General features: G+C 68.2%; 12 protein-coding genes. All 12 read left to right on the top strand.

Features of this window, described 5'->3' with window-relative positions:
* The first annotated feature begins 68 nt into the window (after positions 1 to 68).
* Complete coding sequence (locus tag N5C25_RS09030) at positions 69 to 2,633, top strand: fimbria/pilus outer membrane usher protein (RefSeq protein WP_058980457.1); 2,565 nt, start codon at positions 69 to 71, stop codon at positions 2,631 to 2,633.
* Positions 2,624 to 3,658 (top strand): fimbrial protein, encoded by a 1,035-nt coding sequence (locus N5C25_RS09025; protein ID WP_021203174.1) that lies wholly within the window; start codon positions 2,624 to 2,626, stop codon positions 3,656 to 3,658. Before N5C25_RS09030 ends, N5C25_RS09025 begins: the two co-directional genes overlap by 10 nt.
* A gap of 212 nt (positions 3,659 to 3,870) precedes the next feature.
* On the top strand, positions 3,871 to 5,409 hold the full coding sequence (locus N5C25_RS09020) for a BcsE family c-di-GMP-binding protein (protein ID WP_058980456.1): 1,539 nt from the start codon (positions 3,871 to 3,873) through the stop codon (positions 5,407 to 5,409).
* Entirely contained in the window at positions 5,406 to 5,585 is a 180-nt protein-coding gene (gene bcsF, locus N5C25_RS09015) for a cellulose biosynthesis protein BcsF (protein WP_058980455.1), read from the top strand. The genes N5C25_RS09020 and bcsF overlap by 4 nt, the downstream gene beginning before the upstream one ends.
* Positions 5,582 to 7,213, top strand: a complete 1,632-nt coding sequence (gene bcsG, locus N5C25_RS09010; protein WP_058980454.1) for a cellulose biosynthesis protein BcsG — start codon at positions 5,582 to 5,584, stop codon at positions 7,211 to 7,213. The genes bcsF and bcsG overlap by 4 nt, the downstream gene beginning before the upstream one ends.
* On the top strand, positions 7,213 to 7,392 hold the full coding sequence (bcsR, locus tag N5C25_RS09005; RefSeq protein ID WP_021204328.1) for a cellulose biosynthesis protein BcsR: 180 nt from the start codon (positions 7,213 to 7,215) through the stop codon (positions 7,390 to 7,392). The genes bcsG and bcsR overlap by 1 nt, the downstream gene beginning before the upstream one ends.
* On the top strand, positions 7,389 to 8,144 hold the full coding sequence (gene bcsQ / locus N5C25_RS09000) for a cellulose biosynthesis protein BcsQ (RefSeq protein WP_021204329.1): 756 nt from the start codon (positions 7,389 to 7,391) through the stop codon (positions 8,142 to 8,144). Before bcsR ends, bcsQ begins: the two co-directional genes overlap by 4 nt.
* A complete protein-coding gene (gene bcsA, locus N5C25_RS08995; protein WP_279936824.1) occupies positions 8,144 to 10,084 on the top strand; it encodes a UDP-forming cellulose synthase catalytic subunit in 1,941 nt (646 codons plus the stop codon). The genes bcsQ and bcsA overlap by 1 nt, the downstream gene beginning before the upstream one ends.
* Positions 10,051 to 10,767 carry a PilZ domain-containing protein gene (locus tag N5C25_RS08990; protein WP_279936823.1) on the top strand — a complete coding sequence of 239 codons (717 nt, stop codon included), beginning with the start codon at positions 10,051 to 10,053 and terminating at the stop codon, positions 10,765 to 10,767. The genes bcsA and N5C25_RS08990 overlap by 34 nt, the downstream gene beginning before the upstream one ends.
* Complete coding sequence (gene bcsB / locus N5C25_RS08985) at positions 10,764 to 13,127, top strand: cellulose biosynthesis cyclic di-GMP-binding regulatory protein BcsB (RefSeq protein WP_219634192.1); 2,364 nt, start codon at positions 10,764 to 10,766, stop codon at positions 13,125 to 13,127. The genes N5C25_RS08990 and bcsB overlap by 4 nt, the downstream gene beginning before the upstream one ends.
* A complete protein-coding gene (bcsC, locus tag N5C25_RS08980) occupies positions 13,127 to 16,708 on the top strand; it encodes a cellulose synthase complex outer membrane protein BcsC (RefSeq protein WP_279936822.1) in 3,582 nt (1,193 codons plus the stop codon). Before bcsB ends, bcsC begins: the two co-directional genes overlap by 1 nt.
* On the top strand, positions 16,692 to 17,825 hold the full coding sequence (gene bcsZ / locus N5C25_RS08975; protein ID WP_251102103.1) for a cellulose synthase complex periplasmic endoglucanase BcsZ: 1,134 nt from the start codon (positions 16,692 to 16,694) through the stop codon (positions 17,823 to 17,825). The genes bcsC and bcsZ overlap by 17 nt, the downstream gene beginning before the upstream one ends.
* The last annotated feature ends 3 nt before the right edge of the window (positions 17,826 to 17,828 follow it).

Here is a 17,828-nt window from a genome sequence, read left to right as displayed (position 1 = left end):
GCGCATCCCGCCACCGCCGCTGTGCGGCGAATTGAAGGAATGTCAGTGTGATCGGAAACAGATTGACATTGTCGATCCATCAGGCGCTTTGCCTGTTGGTTGCTGGTGTGGCCTGCCCAGGATGGGCGCTGGCTGCCCCGGCCAATCTCGGCGAACAGGCGCTGATGGCGCAGAGTGGTGCGGCCAATGCGCGTGCACCGGAATCGGCCCAGTTCAACTCCAGCTTCCTGTCTGGCCAGGCCAAGCAGGTGGACCTGGCGGCCTTCAGCAACGGCAACCCGATGGTGGCCGGCAACTATCGTGTCGACGTCTACGTCAACGGTGCCTGGCAGGGCCGTCGCGATCTGCAGTTCAAGGCCGATGCGCAGGGCCGTGTCGACGCCTGCCTGCCGCTGCCGATGCTGGAAGAAATGGGCGTGGACAGCGAGGCCGTGCTGCTGCAGCAGGATCCGTCCGTGCCCACCGACAAGACCAGCTGCGTGCCGGTCCAGCAGCGCATGGCCAATGCCTATGGTGTCTATGACAGCGGCAACCTGCGCTACGACCTCAGCATCCCGCAGGTGTTCCTGCGCCGTGAGGCGCGCGGCTACGTCAACCCGGCGCTGTGGGACCGTGGCATCAATGCCGGCTTCGTCGGCTACAGCTTCAACGCCATCGACAGCAACAGCCGTGTGGAAGGTGGCCAGCGCAACCGCAGCGCCTACCTCGGCCTCAACGCCGGCCTGAACCTGGGCGGCTGGCAGTTCCGCCATGATTCCAACCTGACCTGGTCCGAGGGCGACGGCCGCCATTGGCAGAGCATTGCCACCTATGCGCAGCGCGGCATTCCGCAGGTGCGCGGCATGCTCACTATCGGTGAGGCCTACACCACCGGTGAACTGTTCGATTCGATCGGCTACCGCGGTGCCAGCCTGGCCAGCGACGACCGCATGCTGCCCGATTCGCTGCGCGGTTACGCGCCGGTGGTGCGCGGTATCGCCGAGACCAACGCGCGCATCGAAGTGCGCCAGAACGAGCAGCTGATCTACTCCTCCACCGTCTCGCCGGGCAGCTTCGTCATCGACGACCTGTACCCGACCGGTTACGGCGGCGACCTGGAAGTGAGCGTGATCGAGGCCGATGGCCGCCGCCGCGAATTCAAGGTGCCGTTCGGTTCGGTGCCGCAGATGCTGCGCGAAGGCGTGTCGCGTTACTCGCTGACGGCCGGCCAGGTGCGCAACAAGCTGCTGGCCGATGAGCCGTGGCTGGTGCAGGGCACCTACCAGCGCGGTATCGGCAACCAGCTGACCCTGTACGGTGGCAGTGCACTGAGCGATGGCTACCTGTCGCTGCTGTACGGCGTCGGCCTGTCCACGCCGGTCGGCGCATTCGCTGCCGACGTCACCCATGCGCGTACCTCGTTCGATCACTACGGCAACCACACCGGTGCCAGCGTGCGCTTGAGCTACAGCAACATGATCGGCGAGACCGGCACCAACCTGACCCTGGCCGCCTACCGCTATTCGACCGAAGGCTTCTACAGCCTGCAGGATGCGCTGTATGGCCGTGATTCGGACACGCGCGGCATCGATCCGACCACCCGTGGCCGTCAGCGCAGCCAGTTCCAGATAACGCTGAACCAGCCGCTGGGACGTCGCGGCGGCGCGCTGTACGTGACCGGCTCGGTGCGCGACTTCTATGATCGTTCGGGCACCTCCAAGCAGTACCAGGTGGGCTACAACAACGCTTGGCGCTCGGTGAACTACGGCTTCTCGGCGCTGCGCACCGAAGAGGGCGTGCTCGGCCGTTCCGATACCCAGTACCTGCTGTCGATGAGCGTGCCGCTGGGCCGGGGTACCCACCCGGTGTCGTTCAGCGCCGATCTGGGCATGCGCGATCGTGGTGGCTACGACAACAGCCGCGTCGGCATCACCGGTTCGGCCGGCGTCGACAACAACTTCAGCTACGGCGTGGCGCTGTCCGATTCCCGCGAGGGTGGCACCACGGCGGTCGGCAACGCCGAGTACCGCAGCCGCTACTCCGCGTTGAACGCGACCTACAGCCACTCGCGCGATTTCCGCCAGGCTTCGGTCGGTGCCAACGGCAGCGTGGTCGTGCATCCGGGCGGCTTCACCTTCACTCCGCAGCGGGGCGACACCATGGTGCTGGTGGAAGCGCCGGGCGCGCGCGATGCGATCGTCAGCAACGCCCCGGGCCTCCGCGTCGATGGCCGCGGCTACGCGGTGGTCCCGTACGTGTCGCCGTACCGCCTCAACACCGTCACCCTCGACCCGCAGGGCATGGCCCATGACGTCGAGCTGGAAAGCACCAGCCAGTCGATCGCGCCGTTCGCCGGTGCCATCAGCTACCTGCGCTTCGATACCCGCAAGGGCAATGCGCTGCTGATCCAGGTACGCAATGCCGATGGCCGCAGCATGCCGTTCGGTGCGCAGGTCAAGGATGAGCAGGGCCAGCCGGTGGGCATGGTCAGCCAGGGCGGCCGCCTGTACGTGCGCAGTGAAAAGAGCCAGGGCCGCCTGCTGGTGGAGTGGGGCGCCGGTGCAGACCAGCGCTGCACCATCGATTACCAGGTTCCGGCGGGCGCCGATGCGTCCAAGACCGGCTTCATCCCGCTGGAGGCAGCATGCCGATGATTTCTTCCCGCAGCCGCACGCTGCTTGCCGCCATGGCCGTGATGGGGGGTATCGCCGTGGCCAGCCCGGCGTTGGCGACCTGCTATATCACCCAGCAGGGCTTTGTCGCGCAGGACGTGCAGATGGACATGGGGCAGATCGTGATCCTGCCCAGCCTGCCCGTCGGTGGTGTGATCAAGGAGTTGATCGTGCCGATCAACCAGCGCGACAGCATCGGTTACTGCGATCGCTGGGGCGGTAGTGCCAACGGGCGTTTCGTCAACGCCGCACAGCAAAACGCAGTCCCGGGTTTCAGCAACGTCTATGCGACCGATGTAGCGGGGGTGGGTATCCGTGTCTATCGTGATTCGGGCACCATCCAGACCTACTACCCGCACACGCTGCAATTGGGGGGCAACCGGACGTTGACCCTCAATGGTGGCCGCTTCCGCGTGGAGCTGATCAAGACCGCCGCGCAGACGGGCTCGGGCATCATCGCGCCCAACGGCCGCTTCACCACCTACTATCTCGACGGCGACGGTCCTGGCCGTCCGGAGCTGACCTCGACGTTCAAGGGCTCGGGTACCACCGTGGTCAGCCCCACCTGCGAAGTGCAGGCCGGCAGCCGCAACATCGCCGTCGATTTCGGCAGCGTGCCCAACACCACCTTCACCGGTGTCGGCTCCAAGGCCGCTGATCGCGATTTCGAGATCCGCCTGAACTGCCAGGGCAGCAACGTGGCCGCCTACCAGAGCAAGATCGGCATCCGCCTCGACGCCGACCAGGACAGCTCGAACATGCCGGGCGTGCTCAAGCTCAGCGCGGCCAGCAACAGCGCCACGCGCATCGGCATCCAGATGGTCCAGCGCGACGGCAGCACCGAGCGAGAAGTGCGCTTCGGCCAGACCATCAACGTCGGCACTACGGCGCCGGGTACCAGCGTCATGGCGCTGCCGTTGCGCGCGCGCTATGTGCAGACCCAGGCAGGTACCGTCGGTGCCGGCACCGCCAACGGGCAGGCGACGTTCACCATCCAGTACGAGTAACGCAGGTCTCCCATTGCTGAGTTTGGAGCCTCACCCCCCCGCTCCGCGGGGGGCGTTGACTGCGTCTTGATCCCGCAGACGTGAAGATCAGGGCTATCATTGCCGTACAGACACATGAATGTGATGTGCGTCATGGAAATGATCCCTTCTCCACTGCAGCGCCCCCGCTGCCGGGCCGTCGGCCTGGGTGAGGGGCAATGAAAGGATTCGGCGTGCCAGCACCACACCTTGCCATTGCCGGACTGCCCACCGAACTGGTGGAGATGCGCAGCGGGGGCCTGTATTGGGTCGTTGCCGCGGGCAGCGCGCCGACGGATCTGCTCGGTGCCGGTGTGCTGGCCACGGCCGACGCACTGGATGAGGCCGTGCTGGTCACGCTGGGGCGGGGGGCCGAATCGATGCTGACGCTGCTGCCGGCCGATCAGGGGCCGGCCCGCCTGCGGCTGTTCCAGCGGTCGCATCACGGCATGCAGCAGGCGCTGCGCGGGCTGACCGGCGATCTGCCGCGCACCGCCTCGGTGCGCACCCGGCTCAGCGTGGTGCAGTTCCCGGTGGCGGCGCTGGACGGCTGGGATGATGCCCGGCTGGCGCGCTGGTGCCAGCAGCTGCAGGACTGGGCCGGGCAGGCGCAGCAGGTGCTGCTGTTGCTGTGCCATGGCGAAGTGGCGACCCTGGCCCCGCGCCTGTTGTCATTGAACCGGAGCTGCGCCGGTGTGGCCCAGTTGCATCCGCATCGTGGTGCCCTGCAGCTGCTGCTGCACTACTGGTCCAACAGCCATGGCGTGGTGGCCCAGCGATCGTTCGGCGTCGAGCAGGAAAGCCGCGGGCTGCGCCATCTGGCCGAGGCCGATGCCGCTGGGACTGGGGTCGATGCCACCAGTGGCAGTGATCGCGATGTCTTCCTGGCCCAGACCGAAGTACTGGACGGTGCGCCGCCACTGTCGGCAGCCTGGCACCTGTATGACGGCTGGGCTGGATTGTTGCCGGCCGCGCTGCAGGCGCGCGAGGCCACCGTAGTGCTGGCCATCGACGAGAACGCCAAGGTGGATGCACTGGCCCGACTGCTGCACCGCTTGCGCCGGGAACGTGGCAATGCACTGAAACTGGTGGTGCGCGAGCTGCAGCCCTGCCTGCGCTACGCTGATGAGCGGCTGCTGATGCAGTGCGGCTGCAGCCTGGTAGTGCCGTCAGCCACGCCGTTGCCGCGCCTGCTGACCCTGCTGGAAACCGTGCAGCGTCAGCGTTGGCAGGGCCAGCTGGCTGACGATCCGGAGCCACTGATCCGTGCGCATCGGCCGCCACCGGTAAGCGGCCTGGTCAACGCCGCACGCTTCCGCCAGATCGCCGGCGAACGCATCGACCAGGACGGCAGCGCAGTGGAAAGCGCCGTGCTGGCGTTGCAGCCGGTGGCCGGCCTGCGCGCCGAGCAGACGTTGCAGCAGCTGCGCATCCGCCGCCAAGGCGATCTGGCCTGTGTCTACCGCGGGCAGGTGCGCCTGTTCCTGTTCGGGTGCCGGCGTGATGCGGTCGAACAGGCCCTGGGCAATCTGTTCCGCCTACCCTGGCGGGAGCTGTTCGATGGCTACCAGCGTCTGGCCGAATACGACATTGCAGCGATGAACGCCGGCAGCAGCGATCCGGAGGCCGAGGTCCTGCCCGAAGCGCCCGCCGCCCTGCCACCGGTGGCCCCGGCGCTGGAGGCGCCTGTTTTCACTGTCCCGAAGCCGCTGCGACTGGGAGATCGCGCATGACCACCGACCAGCAACTCTGGACCCTGATCGTCGCCTGTGCGCTCGTGATGGTTCCCTTCGGTGCAATGCTCGGTACGCTGTGGCGTGCGCTGCGCCGCCGTGCCGCGCGCTGGCTGCCCCCTCGCCACCTGCGCCGCGCCGGTGTACGCCTGCGTGCGCCGCGGGGGGCTGCATGAGTCCGCAGGTGGCTCCCGCATCGCCCTTCGCCTGGGCCGACCTGCGCGGCTGGAACCTGTATTTCCTGTCCAAGGTGGTACTGGCCTGGATGGGCGCGCTGGATCTGAAGATCCTGCCCAACCTGCTGTTCCTGGGCGCGCTGCTGGTTCCACTGCGCTGGCGCTGGGCACGCATCGCGCGTACTGTCGCTGCGGTACCGGTGGGCGTGGCGCTGTACTACCAGGACACCTGGTGGCCGCCGTTCCGGCGCCTGTTGGTGCAACCTGGCGTGCTGGACTTCTCGGCGGATTACTGGCTCGAGCTGGCCCAGCGCTTCATCAACTGGCAGATGGTGGCGGTACTGGCGATGCTGGTGCTGGCCTACGTACTGCTCAAGCCGTGGCTGCGCATCACCACTCTGAGCGTGCTGGGCATGCTTGGCCTGGCTGTGATGGCGATACCGATGCCGGCGGGTTGGAACTGGGGGCAGGGTACCGCCACCGCGGCCACCACCAGCGTCGCAGGCACTTCAGGTGGCGGCCTGCCGCCGGCCAACAACGATACGCTCAACGCATGGCTGGCCGGCTTCTACCAGCAGCAGGCCAGCCTCAAGACCAGCTTCCCGGCACCGGGCAGCGGCGCGCCGTTCGACGTCATCATCCTCAACATCTGCTCGCTGGCATGGAGCGATCTGGATGAAGTGGGGCTGCGCCAGAACAATCTGCTCGACCACATGGACGTGGTGTTCGACGACTTCAACTCGGCAACCGCCTACAGCGGCCCGGCGGCGATCCGCCTGCTGCGCGCCAGCTGTGGCCAGACCTCGCATACCGGGCTGTTCGATCCGGTGCCGGCCGAGTGCCAGCTGTTCTCGAACCTGCAGCGTCTGGGCTTCCAGAGCCAGCTGGCGATGAACCACGACGGTCACTTCGACGACTTCATCGGTGAACTGCACCAGTACGGCGGGCTGCAGGCACAGCCGATGGATATCAGCGCGTTTCCTAAAGCGCTGGTGGCGTTCGACAAGTCGCCGCTGCGCCGCGATGGCGATGTGCTGATGGCGTGGTGGAAACAGCGGCTGGCCGGGTCCAGCCAGCAGGTGGCGCTGTTCTACAACACGATTTCGCTGCACGATGGCAACCGCATCGTCGGCGCCGATGGCCGTTCGAATGCCGCCGACTACAAGGCACGTGCGGAAATGGTGTTGGGCGACATGGCCGGTTTCGTCGATGCGGTGGAGAAGAGTGGCCGCCGCGCGATGATCGTGGTGGTACCCGAGCATGGCGCGGCCCTGCATGGCGACCGCATGCAGATTCCGGGCATGCGCGAGATTCCCAGCCCGTCGATCACCCACGTGCCGGTGGGCGTGAAGCTGATCGGCATGGGCGCGCCGGCGGCCGGCGGCCCGCGTCATGTCCCCGAACCGAGCAGCTACCTTGCCGTGTCCGAGTTGGTTTCGCGCGTGTACGCGCTCAATGCCCAGTCGCCGCCGAGCGAGCGCAACTGGGACAGTCTGCTGAAGGGGCTGCCGCAGACACCGTCGGTGTCGGAAAACGAAGGCGCCAAGGTCATCGAGTACGCCGGCAAGCCCTGGCTGCAGCTGCAGGGCAGCCAGGCCTGGAGTCCCTACCCCGAGGAGGCACGCTGATGCCTGCCGACATCCTTGCCGTACCGGTCACGCTGTCCGTGGAAGAGGACGATATCGACCTGCTGCGCCGCAGCCTGGGCATGCCGGGGCTGCCCTACGTGGACTTCTCTGCCCAGCATGAGCGTGCCCAGGCGCTGGCGCGCTGGCCGTTGCTGGCCGAACTGGAGCCGCGCCGATGAGCACCGTGCTGTCGCTGCAGGGCATCCATGGCGGAACCGGTGTCACCACGGTGCTGGCCGCACTCGGCCAGGGCTTGCACGCGCAGGGCCAGCGCGTCCTGCTGGTCGAATGCAGTCCGGACCAGATGCTCGGCCTGCACCTGGGGCTGCCTGCCGACGTGGACAACGGTTGGGGGCGCGCGCAGCTGGACGGCACGGACTGGCGTGATGCCGCCTACGCCGTTGCAGCAGGACTTGCGGTGCTGCCCTATGGTCGCGTCGATAGCGAGGCCGCAATGCGCATCGAACAGCAGCTGCAACAGGCACCGGGCACCTGGGCCGAACGCATTCCGCTGCTGGAGACCCAGTTCGACTGGATCCTGTTCGACCTGCCGCAGCGCCTGCCGGCGCATGCAGCGGCCATCAACCAGCACGTGCGCTGCACGCTGCCGCTGCGCCTGGCCTGTGTCGATCCGGTCAGCCACGTGTTCCTGCAGCGGCAGCCGGAGGACACACGCCTGTTGCTGGCCAACCGCTATGACCCGGTCATCCCGGTGCAGCGCGATCTGATGCAGCTGTGGCTTCACGCGCACGGCCCGCGGCTGGTGCCGCAGCCGCTGCACGAGGATGCGCGGGTGCCCTCCGCGCTGGCCAGCAAGCAGCCACTGGGGCGCTATGCGACCGATTCGCTGGCCGCCGCCGATGTCGATGGCCTGGTGCTGTGGTGCCTGGCCGAGGCCGCACGGCGCCAGCCCGTTGCGGGGACACGCTGATGGGCGCCCGCGTCTACTACCTGGACTGGGGGCGCCTGCGCGAACGCGTGCATGCGCCTTGGCCAACCCGCTCGCTGCTGTGGCTGCTGCAGTGCGTGGGCTGGGCGTTGCTGCGCCTGGAAGGGCCGGCATGGCAGGCACAGGCCCCGCGCCTGCGCAACGCCTTCCCGCAGATCCAGGGCGACCGCCGCTGGCGCCCGGGCGATCCACTGCGGTTGTTGATCCAGGCCATGTGGCTGTCGGTGGTGCGGTTGGTACCGCAGCCCTCGCTGAGGCGGCAACGGTTGGCCCGGGCCCGTCGCGAACGCATTGCCGAACTGCGCGGTGCGGCCGGTCGCGGCCGCCTGCGCTACCTGCGCGCCATGCGCGATGCACCCAGTGAATTCTGGAACAGCCGCGTGGCGGCATGGTTCGGCCGGAAGATGGGCAGCCTGTCGCCGCGTTCGCGGCACCTGCTGACCCTGCTGGTCGGGTTGGCCACGCTGGGGCTGGCGGCGCTGTGCATCACCCAGCCGTTCACCTATCTGGCGCAGTTCGTGTTCGTGGTGCTGCTGTGGGCCATCGCGCTGCTGGTGCGGCGCATGCAGGGGCGCTATGCGACGCTGGTGCTGGTCGTGCTGTCGATCACCGTGTCCTGCCGGTACCTGTGGTGGCGCTATACGGCCACGTTGAACTGGAACAGCACCTTCGACCTGGTCTGTGGCGTGGTGCTGCTGGCGGCGGAAACCTATTCGTGGCTCGTGCTGATGCTCGGTTACGTGCAGGTGGCGTGGCCGCTGCGGCGCCGCCCGGCGCCGTTGCCGGCCGATATCCGCCAGTGGCCGACGGTGGATGTGCTGATCCCCACCTACAACGAAGACCTGGCGCTGGTGCGGCACACCGTGTACGCGGCGATGGGCCTGGACTGGCCGGCCGACAAGCTGCGCATCCACATCCTTGATGATGGCAAGCGCGAAGAATTCCGCGCATTCGCCGAGCGCACCGGGGTCAACTACATCACCCGTGCCGACAACCGCCATGCCAAGGCCGGCAACCTCAACCATGCGTTGACCCTGATCGATGGCGAGCTGGTGGCCATCTTCGACAGCGACCACCTGCCGGTGCGGTCGTTCCTGCAGATCACCTGCGGCTGGTTCCTGCGTGATCCCAAACTGGCGCTGGTGCAGACCCCGCACCACTTCTTCTCGGCCGATCCATTCGAGCGCAACCTGCAGGTGTTCCGCAGCGATCCCAACGAAGGCGAGCTGTTCTACGGCCTGGTGCAGGACGGCAACGACCTGTGGAACGCGGCGTTCTTCTGCGGCTCCTGCGCGGTGCTGCGGCGCGAAGCCATCGATGCCATCGGCGGGTTTGCCACCGAGACCGTCACCGAGGATGCGCACACCGCGCTGCGGCTGCACCGCAAGGGCTGGAACTCGGCCTACCTGCGTATTCCGCAGGCGGCCGGCCTGGCCACCGACAGCCTCGGCGCGCACGTCAACCAGCGCATCCGCTGGGCGCGTGGCATGGTGCAGATCTTCCGCATCGACAACCCGTTGCTGGGCAAGGGCCTGAGCCTGTTCCAGCGCTTCTGCTACGCCAACGCGATGCTGCATTTCCTGGCTGGCATTCCGCGCCTGGTGTTCCTCACTGCGCCGCTGGCGTTCCTGCTGCTGCATGTGTACATCATCTACGCACCGGCGCTGGCCATCCTGTTGTTCGTGGTACCGCACATGGCCCACGCCAGCCTGACCAACGCACGCATCCAGGGCAAGTACCGGCGTCCGTTCTGGGGTGAGGTGTACGAGACGGTGCTGGCCTGGTACATCGCACGGCCCACCACCGTGGCGCTGTTCAGTCCGGGCCGCGGCAAGTTCAACGTCACCGACAGGGCGGCACCCAGGCCGGCGATCGTTTCGACTGGCGCGTGGCGCAGCCCTACCTGGTGCTGGCGCTGCTGAACGTGCTGGGCCTGTGCTTTGCCGTGTGGCGCTTCGTGCACGGCCCACTTGACGAACGTGGCACGGTGATCGTGAGTTCGCTGTGGGTGCTGTACAACCTGCTGATCATCGGCGGTGCGCTGGCGGTGGCGGCCGAAGTGCAGCAGGTGCGACGCACGCATCGCGTCACCACCCGTCTGCCGATGGCGCTGCAGGTGCCCGATGGCCGCCGCCTGCGCGGCGTGCTGCAGGATTACTCCAACGATGGCGTGGGCGTCGAACTCGGCGAAGACGCACAGCTGGCCGAAGGCCAGCGCGTGCAGGTGCTGCTGGGGCGGGGTCGCCGCGAGTTCGCATTCCCGGCGCGCGTGCAACGCACGGTCGGCCAGCGACTGGGCCTGCTGCTGCTGTTCGAGGACGAGCGCCAGCGCGTCGAGTTCGCCCAATGCACCTTCGCCCGCGCCGATGCCTGGCTTGACTGGCACGCCGGTTACCAGCCCAAGAGCCTGCCGCGCAGCCTGTGGAGCGTGCTGGTCCTGGGCTGGCGCGGCTACCGGCGGATGGGTGATTTCGCACCGTTCGACCTCGACCGCCCCGCACATTGGAACCGTCGCCTGCTGCGATGGCTGGCCAGTTTTGCTCCGCAACGTCCGCTTCCTTCCCACCCGGCTGACCCAGCCGCTGATCCAGGGCTTCGTCCATGACCCGTCCGTCCTCTCTGCGTTGGCTGCTGCTGCCCCTGCTGGCCCTGCCCGTGGCGTCAGGCAACAGCGCGCCTGCCCCGGCGCCGGTTGTCCCTCCCACTACCGCGCCTGCCGCGCCGCCGGCGCCGGGGGTGCCGGCCGCGCCAGCCACCACGCCTGCCACCGGTACCGAGCCCGCGCTGGCGCAGACCTGGGCGGGCAGCGCCTGGCCCTGGCAGCGGCAGAACACCTTCGCGCAGCTGGGGCGCCGCCAGGACACGCTGCTGTCGGGCGTGCGCAATGCCACCACCTTCGAGTTCCAGGTCCGCCGTGACCGCCTGGTCCGCGATGCCGAGCTGGATCTGAGCTTCACGCCTTCACCGTCGCTGCTGCCGACCCTGTCGCACCTGCGGGTCTATCTCAACGACGCGATGATGGGCGTGGTGCCGATCAGCAACGAGCAGCTGGGCCGCCCGGTGCAGGCCAAGCTACCGCTGGACGCGCGCCTGATTGCTGATTTCAACCAGGTCCGCCTGGAGTTCGTCGGCCACTACACCGACATCTGCGAAGAGCCGACGCACAGCTCGCTGTGGGTCAATCTCTCGAGCAACAGCACGCTGCGCCTGGGCGGCCAGCCGCTGGCGATGCAGGACGACCTGGCCAACTTCCCGCTGCCGTTCTTCGATCCGCGTGATACAGCACGGCTGGAACTGCCAGTGGTGTTCGCCGCTGCGCCGAGCCTGGCACAGCAGCGGGCGGCGGCGGTGATGTCCTCGTACTTCGGCAGCCTTTCCGGCTGGTGGCGCCAGGCACGTTTCCCGGTCAGCTTCGGCACGCTGCCGGACAAGGGCCACGCGGTGGTGCTGGCGGTCAACGGCAGGTTCCCGCCCGTGATCGCCAACCATGCTCCGGTGAACGGCCCGATGATCGAACTGATGTCGCTGCCGGAGGATCCGCAGCGAAAGCTGCTGCTGGTGCTGGGCCGCAACGATGACGACCTGCAGAAGGCCGTGGCTGCGATGGCGGCCGGCAACGTGCTGTTCCGCGGCCGCCAGGTCAGTGTCGATGAGGTCAAGCCGCTGGCCCCGCGCAAGCCGTACGACGCACCGAACTGGGTGCGCACCGACCGCGCCGTCCGCTTGGCTGAACTGCTCGACTATCCGCAACAACTGCACGCCAACGGCGTGTCGCCGCAGCCGATCACGGTCAACCTCAACCTGCCGCCGGATCTGTTCATCTGGCGCAACCAGGGTATTCCGCTGAACCTGCGCTACCGCTACACGCCGCCGTTTGGCAGCGATGAGTCGCGGCTGGGCGTGGCGATCAACGACCAGTTCATCTCCAGCTTCCCGCTGGTGCGCCGCAACGGCAAGCAGGGCCTGGAGGAAATCCGCTTGCCGGTGCTGGCCGGCGATGCCGGTGCCGATGACGGTCGCCTGCTGATTCCGGCGCTCAAACTGGGCGACCGCAACCAGCTGCGTTTCGATTTCAACTTTGCCAGCGTGATGGGCAGTGCGCAGCGCGATCATTGCCAGACCGTGCTGCCGCCCAACCTGCAGGCAGCGATCGAAGACGACTCGACCATCGACTTCTCCGGATTCCATCACTACATGGGCCTGCCGGACCTGTCCGCGTTCGCGCTCAGTGGATTCCCCTTCACCCGCATGGCCGATCTGTCGGAGACTGTCGTGCTGGTGCCGCCCCAAGCCAACGAGGCACAGGTCAGCCTGCTGCTGAACCTGATCGGTGGGCTGGGCGTGCAGAGCGGCTATCCGGCCTATGGGCTGCGCCTGTCCGATGACTGGAAGCAGGCCAGCGCGCTGGATGCGGACCTGCTGATGCTGGGCGCCCTGCCGGCCGAACTGCGCGGTAGCCAGCAGCTGTCGCTGCTGATCGACGACCAGCGCACGCGCCTGCTCAATGGCCAGTCGCCATCGCCGCAGCAGGCGATGGAACAGGCCCGCCGTGGCAGCCGCGATGGCGATCCAGCGGTGACCGAAGTGGCAGTGAGCGCGCAGGCACCGTTTGCCGCGATCATCGGCATGCAGTCACCGACGCATGCGCAGCGCAGCATCGTTTCGCTGGCCGCCAGCAATGCCGCCGACTACGGCCTGCTCCACGATGCACTCAGCGATACCGGCAAGCGCGAAGCCATCGCCGGATCGGTGGCGATCCTGCGTACCTCGGGCATTCACAGCCAGTTCGTCGGTGATCACTACTACGTTGGCGCGCTGCCGTGGTGGCTGCTGCTGTGGTACCACCTGGCCGACCACCCGGCGCTGCTGGCGGTGCTGGCCACGCTGGTGGTGCTGATGGTCGCCTTCCTGCTGTGGCGCGCGCTGCGCTGGGTCGCGGCCAAGCGCCTGGACCCGGGGCACTGATGGCACGTACGCGGCATCCGCTGGTCACCGCGTCCGGCCTCGTCCTGTTGGGACTGGCCGGTGCCGGGCCCTGCGCGGCGCAGGCCTTGCCCGATACGCCGGGCGGAACCGTCGCCGAGCAGCGCCAGTGGCTGTTGCAGCAGGTGCGCATCGGTGAGGCCACCGGTCGCCAGAGCCTGATCGAAGACGCCCTGGCGCGGCTGCGCATGCTGGCACCGGATGATCGCGGCACCTTGGTGGCGATCCTGGAAGTGCAGCTCTCGCAACAGAAGCTGCAGGATGCCGAGGCGACCCTGAAGCGCCTGCGCGAGATCGGTACAGGTACCCGTGAACTGGCCGCCGGCGAACGCCTCTGGAGGGCCTACCGCGGTGATCTGCAGCAGGATCTGCAGCAGGCGCGCCTGTTCGCTGCCGGTGGCCGCAGCGCCGAAGCGCTGGCGATCTACCGCCGCCTGTTCAACGATGATCCACCCGGCCTGCAGCTGGGCCTGGAGTACTGGCGCCTGCGCGGCGGCCAGGCGGATGGGCGTGCACAGGCGATCCGTGCGCTGGGCGAACTGGACCGCAGTTATCCGGGCAATGTGCCATTGCTGCAGGCGCTGTCGCAGATGCTGTTCGCTGCCGGCCGCGATGCAGAGGCGCTCGCCGCGCTGCAGCGCATGGGGTGTAATCCGGAGGCCCGCGGCATGGCGGCGGACGCCGAATGGGCCTACCTGAAGGATCAGCCGGCCGACGACCGCAGCGTGCGCCGGCTGCAGGACTTCATCACCCGCAACCCAGCGTTTGCCGACATCGCGTTGGTGCGCGAGCGCTACATCGACCAGCACAAGCGGGTCAGCGACCCGGCGTGGCGCGCCGGCCTGCGCGGCCAGCAGCTGCTCGACGCAGGCCGCAATGCAGAGGCCGAGCGCGCTTTGCTGCAGGCGTTGCGCGGCTATCCGCGCGAGCCCGACCTGTTGGGGGGGCTGGGCATGGCGCTGATGCGCCAGGGCCGCCGCGAGCAGGCCATCAGCTATTTCCAGCGTGCGGTGCAGGCCACCCCGGCCGGCGACAGCAACGACAAGTGGCGCGACCTGATCGCCAGCACCCGCTACTGGCTGCAGCTGGACCAGGCCGATGCGGCGCTGGCGGCCGGCCGGCTGGACGAGGCCGAGCGCCTCTATGCGCAGGCGCATCGCCAGCAGCCCCGCGACGTCAATGCTGCACTGGGCCTGGTCGACGTGGCCGTGGCCCGCGGTGACGACGCCGCAGCCGAACGCCAGCTGCAGGTTGCGCGGCGGATGGCGCCCAACGATGCCAACGTGATCCGCAAGCTGGTGCAGCTGTACGGCCGCACCGACCCGCAGCGGCTGGAAGCCTTCATCAACGCATTGCCCGCTGCGCAACGCAGGTTGTATGCCGAAGACCTGCGCCAGCTCCAGATCAGCCGCCTGCGTGAGCGTCGCGAGCAGGCGCTGGCTGCCGGTGATGCGACCACCGCGATCATGCTGGGACAGAAGCTGCGCGGCGAACTGCCGGGCGATGCATGGCTGGCCTATGCGCTGGCCAACGAGCTGCGCGCCGCTGGCCGGCAGGACGAGGCCGACGCGGCGGTGGCCGACATGGCCACGCATAACGACAGCGCCGAAGCGCGCTACGCGCAGGCGCTCTACCTGTCGGGATCCGATCGGCTGCCGCAGGCGCTGGCGGTACTCGACGCGCTGCCGCAGGCGAAGTGGAACGACGACATCCGCGCGCTGTCGGCGCGCCTGCAGCGGCAGCAGCTGGTCGATCATCTGTGGGATCTGCGTGCGCAGGGCAGGGAGGCCGAAGCCATCGCGCTGCTGCAGCAGCAACCGCCCAGCACCGACAATGATCTGCTGATGGCCGAGTGGGCGCGCCTGCGCGGCGATCACGCGCAGGCGCTGCACTACTACCAGCGCGTGCTTGCCGCACAGCCGGACAATGTGGATGCGCAGCTGGGCCAGGTCCAGGCCTGGATTGGCACCGGCGATCTGGCCAGCGCACGCCGCCAGATGCACGACGCACCGCCGGCAGTAGACGATGACGAGATCGGCCAGCAGCGTCAGCTCGCCACCATCTGGACCAACCTGCGCGAGGACACGAAGGCCCTGGCGATCCTGCGCGCGTTGCTTGCGCGCAAGACCGGGCCCGACGCACAGTCCTGGCGTGATGCGGCACGGCTGGTGCGCCGCGATGATCCGCAGCAGGCGCTGGACATGTACGCGCAGGCGATGGCCGACAACGGCGTGTTGGCTCCCGGCCAGGTCACGCCGCGCGACAACCGCGCGTTGACCCTGGCCAGCCGCGAGACAGCCGGCGATGACTGGTTGCGGCGCAGCCTGCGCAGCGATGTGGAAACCCTGTACCAGCAGGAGAATCCCACCCTGACGGTGATGCAGGACACCGGTCGCCGCAGCGATGGCACGCCGGGCATTTCGCGGCTGTCGCGCGATACCCGCATCGCGCATCTGGACGCGCCATTCGCCGGTGGCCTGGGCTGGGCGCGCATCGAGCAGGTCAGCTTCGATGCGGGCCGCTTCCAGACCGATGAGAGCGGCGCCTACGACGAGGATTTCGGCAGCTGTGACCTGGATCTGCTGCAGGCCGACGACAGCCGCCTGCGCGCACCGGGCTGCACCCGCTTCGTGCACCAGCGGCGCACCTCCGGTGCCGGCTTCGCCGTCGGCTGGCGCACCCTGGATGACCGCTGGAACGTCGATATCGGCCACACCCCGTCCAACTACGTGGTCGGCAACTGGCTTGGCGGTGTCACCCTCAATGGCGACCTCGGGCGCTTCGGCTGGGGCGCCACGCTGTCGCGGCGGCCGATGACCAATTCGCTGCTGTCGCAGGCCGGTGCGGTTGATCCGCGCAGCGGCATCAGCTGGGGCGGCGTCACCGCCAACGGCGTGACCTTCAGCCTCGGCTACGACCAGGGCGGCCGCGATGGCGTGTGGTCGAACTGGAGCTGGCATCGGCTGACCGGGCACAACGTGGTCGACAACACCCGCGCACGCGCGATGGTGGGCTGGTACCACAAGCTGATCCAGCGCCCCGACATGCGGCTGGATGTGGGTACCACCGCGATGTACTGGCGCTACCAGAAGGACCTGGGCGGCTACTCGCTGGGCCAGGGCGGCTACTACAGCCCGCAGCGCTATGCATCGCTGAGCCTGCCGGTCAGCTTTGCCTGGCGCAACGACGTGTGGTCGGTGCGCCTGGATGGCTCGGTCAGTGTGTCCAGTGCGCGTACCTCGTCGATCAGCCGTTTCCCCGACCAGGCCTTGATCGAGCGCGTGATTGCACAGCTTGAGCCGCAGTACGGCCCGCTGCGGCTGGACGAGGCCGGCCTGTACACCGGTGACAGCAGCAGCACGGGCACCGGGTACCGCCTGTACGGCGCGGTGGAACGCCGCCTCGGCGACCACTTCGTGCTGGGCGCTGCCGGCACCCTCCAGCGCAGCCGCGATTTCTCGCCGAATTCGTTCCAGCTCTACCTGCGCTACACCTTCAAGCCCTGGCAGGGAAACCTGCCGCTGCCCGTATCACCACTGGTGCCGTATGGCGAATTCCGCTGACCTGCGGCGACGGCGCCTGCTGCAGGCGGTCGCCACGCTGCCGCTGCTCGGCGTGTGCCGTGTGCAGGCCGCGCCCGCCCCGCGCTGGCCGGCGTGGCAGGTACTGCTCGACAGCAGCCTGAGCCGCGACGGGCGCATGATCGATCGCAGCCAGGACGATCAGCGCAGCACCTCCGAAGGCCAGTCCTATGCCTTGTTCTTCGCCCTGGTCGACAACGACCAGGCGCTGTTCGACCGCATCCTGGGCTGGACCCAGGACAACCTTGCCGGTGGCGACATGGGCAAGCGCCTGCCGGCTTGGCTGTGGGGACGCGATGACGCCGGCGCCTGGCGGGTGCTGGACGACAACCCGGCCTCGGACTCCGATCTCTGGCTGGCCTACGCGCTGCTGGAAGGCGCGCGGCTGTGGCGCCGTCCGGCGCTGAAGGCCATCGCGGAGGGCATGCTGGTGCAGGTGCGGGCGCGCGAGATCGTGGATCTGCCCGGGCTCGGCCCAATGCTGTTGCCAGGCCCACAGGGGTTCATTGAAGGGGACGCCACGCGGGTCAACCCCAGCTATCTGCCACTGCCGCTGCTGCGCCGCTTTGCGGCGGAGGATCGCAGCGGGCCGTGGCAGGCGCTGGCGCGCAACAGCGTGCAGTTGCTGCAGCAGAGCAGCCCGCACGGGTTCGCACCGGACTGGGCGGCGTGGAAAGGCGATCGCTTCGTCGTCGATCCGGTGCGCGGTGCGGTCGGCGGCTACGACGCCATCCGCTGCTACACCTGGGCAGGCATGACCGCATCGCGCGATCCGTTGTTCCGCGCGCAGCTGGCGGCGCTGTCCGGACCGCTGCAGCGCCTGCGCAGTGGTGCACCGATGTGGGAAAAGATCGACACCCGCAGTGGCCAGGGGCAGGGCGAAGGCAACTACGGATTCCGCGCGGCCCTGCTGCCCTATCTGATCGCGCAGGGCGAAGCGGAGCGCGCGCAGTCGCTGCGGGCCAGCTTGCCCAGCGCCGAGCAGCAACGCGCCGATGCACCGGCCTATTACTCGCAGATGCTGGCCCTGTTCGGCGTGGGTTGGGCCGAAGGACGCTGGCGTTTCGGCGCCGACGGCCGCCTGCAGCCGCGCTGGTAGCAG

It is taken from the genome of Stenotrophomonas sp. GD03958 (assembly GCF_029839005.1).
Lineage (GTDB): Bacteria > Pseudomonadota > Gammaproteobacteria > Xanthomonadales > Xanthomonadaceae > Stenotrophomonas > Stenotrophomonas hibiscicola.
The sequence above is the reverse complement of the archived record's forward strand: the minus strand, read 5'-3'. Positions and strand labels throughout refer to the sequence as shown.